2 protein-coding genes and 1 pseudogene are annotated in these 2,055 nt (G+C 63.3%); all 3 read right to left on the bottom strand.

Annotated elements, in window-relative coordinates; all coding sequences use genetic code 11:
* Window positions 1-891 (bottom strand): tripartite tricarboxylate transporter substrate binding protein (locus tag AC1DY5_RS53135; protein WP_478122268.1); only part of this gene is annotated, 891 nt, incomplete at its 3' end.
* Window positions 892-1,008: 117 nt separating this feature from the next.
* A complete protein-coding gene (locus tag AC1DY5_RS53140; RefSeq protein WP_478122269.1) occupies window positions 1,009-1,815 on the bottom strand; it encodes a shikimate dehydrogenase family protein in 807 nt (268 codons plus the stop codon).
* A 24-nt stretch (window positions 1,816-1,839) separates the two neighbouring features.
* Window positions 1,840-2,055, bottom strand: a pseudogene (locus AC1DY5_RS53145) (Gfo/Idh/MocA family protein); the annotation flags it as partial.

The raw sequence follows: 2,055 nt of genomic DNA on the forward strand, positions 1-2,055 counted from the left end.
GCCTAGGTACTGGCGCGCGAAGAACTCGCGGTAGCCATTGTCTTGGGTCACCTTGTCGACCAGGCGCTTAAGGGTCGCCATGATCTCGGGCGGTGTGGCCTTAGGCGCCGCCAGAGCCCGCCACGTACCGAGCTGCACATCGATCTGCCGTTCGCGGAAGGTGGGGACTTGGCCGAAGTCCTTGAGGCGCTGATCTGCCATGACTGCGAGCATGCGCAGTTTGCCTCCCTTCACGTGGACTCCGACTTCACCGGTCGTGGCGAACGTGGCATCGACCTGGCCTCCCATCAAACCGACGACGGCGGGGCCTGCGCCGATGTATGGGATGTTGTTGAAAGTCAGCCCCGTCTTCTTTTCGACCGCAACTGCCGCGAGGTGATAGGTCGCGCCGACGCCGGAGTTCGAGATCGTCGCCTTGCCCGGATTGGCACGCGCATGGTCGAGAAACTGCTCGAGTGTGGTCCACGGCGAATCGGCTCGGACGACAAGCACGATTGGATCGGTATTGATGCGTGCCACGTAGGCGAAGTCTTTCCACTGCGTCTTGCCGATGCCCTGCAGATACGCCAGCGAGATTTCGGGCGTCACAAGCGTCAACTTGTACCCGTCGGGCCGCGCCGAGGCGCCTTCCTGATGACCGATCGATCCCGACGCCCCCGGGCGATTCACCACGATGAATGACTGCCCCATGCTCCGTGTCGCCGCATCGGCGAAGGCACGAGCGACCGCATCGCTGCCCCCGCCGACGGCCCACGGCACGATGATTTCGACCGGCCTTGTGGGGTAGTCCGCCGCTTGGGCGGTATGCATGGCGCAGCCGATGAGAACGACTGGAACAGCGCGGCGCAGCGTCTTGAAGATGTGCGATCCGAAGGATGAGGCGAAGGTCATGACAACTCCAGGTTTAAGCAGTAGTAACCAAGTAGTGAATTGTAGAAGGCCACCAATCAAGTAACCATATGGTTATCCCTGAGTGGCCGCGATCTGCCGAAACTGCGAGAACGGTGCTCAGACGTCGAAGCCGAAGTAGCGCGCGACGAGTCTGGCCTGGCTTTCAAGCAGGTGGCGTCCCAGGTGAACCCGCTGCCCGCGCGCTTCGGCTCCCTGCAGCAGCGGGGTGCGTTCGGGCTTCATGATGAGATCGGCCACGACGGCGTCGGGCCGGGTGGCCCCGAGCTCGAAGGGCGGGGGGTCGCCGGGCGCCATGCCGCAGGGAGTGACGTTGATGAGCAGATCGTGTGCTTCACCGGGTATTCGCGCCTCGTTCACTTGCAACTGCGGGTGCAGGCGTCGAAGATCATTGATGAGCTCTTGCTGCAGGGATTCGTTGACGTCAAGAAGATCCAGCGAGCTGATGCCTGCCGATGCTAGCGCGTGCGCAACCGCCTTGCCGGCGCCTCCGCACCCGGCCTGAAACACGCGCCAGCCCGCCAGCTGGAAGCCTTGGCGACGCAACCCGGTGACGAAGCCTTCGCCGTCGTACATCTCTCCGCCCCAGTGGCCGTCGGACAGCCTGCGAACGCAGTTGACGGCGCCGACGCGCAGGGCGTGCGGCCCGAGTACATCGATCGCCTTTGCAACGTTCACCTTGTGCGGCACCGTGACCACGATCCCATCGAGGTTGGCCACGCCTTTCAGGCCCTCGAGAGTCGCGTGCAGATGGGCGGCTGGCACTTGCATCGGCACCAGGATTGCGTCGGCACCGATGTCGGCGAAAAGTCGATTGAACACCGCCGGCGACTTCGCCTGCGCGATGGGATCGCCAATGATCACGAACAGGCGTGTGCTGCCGGAGAGGGAAGAAGGAGCGGTCATGGGGCGTCCGTTTTCGGTGAGGATTTATAAAGGCACAAAGCTTCGTGTCCGCGACGATTCGAGCAGTGCATCGATCAGCTGATGCACCGGGAGAGCGGACCTCCCACTGGCGATCGGCGTCGAACGCGTAGACACGGCCTGAATGAAATCGGCAAGCACCGCCCGATGGGGTTCGTGTCCAAAGGCCATGGGGTCGGCGCCTGAGCCGAGTGCGGCTTGGGCGCCGACTCTTTCTTCGCG

This window comes from Variovorax sp. P4_D9 (genome assembly GCF_056401695.1).

Coding starts and splice junctions, on each gene's coding strand:
- AC1DY5_RS53140 (WP_478122269.1), bottom strand. CDS start 1,815: ATGACCGCTCCTTCTTCCCTCTCCGGCAGCACACGCCTGTTCGTGATC.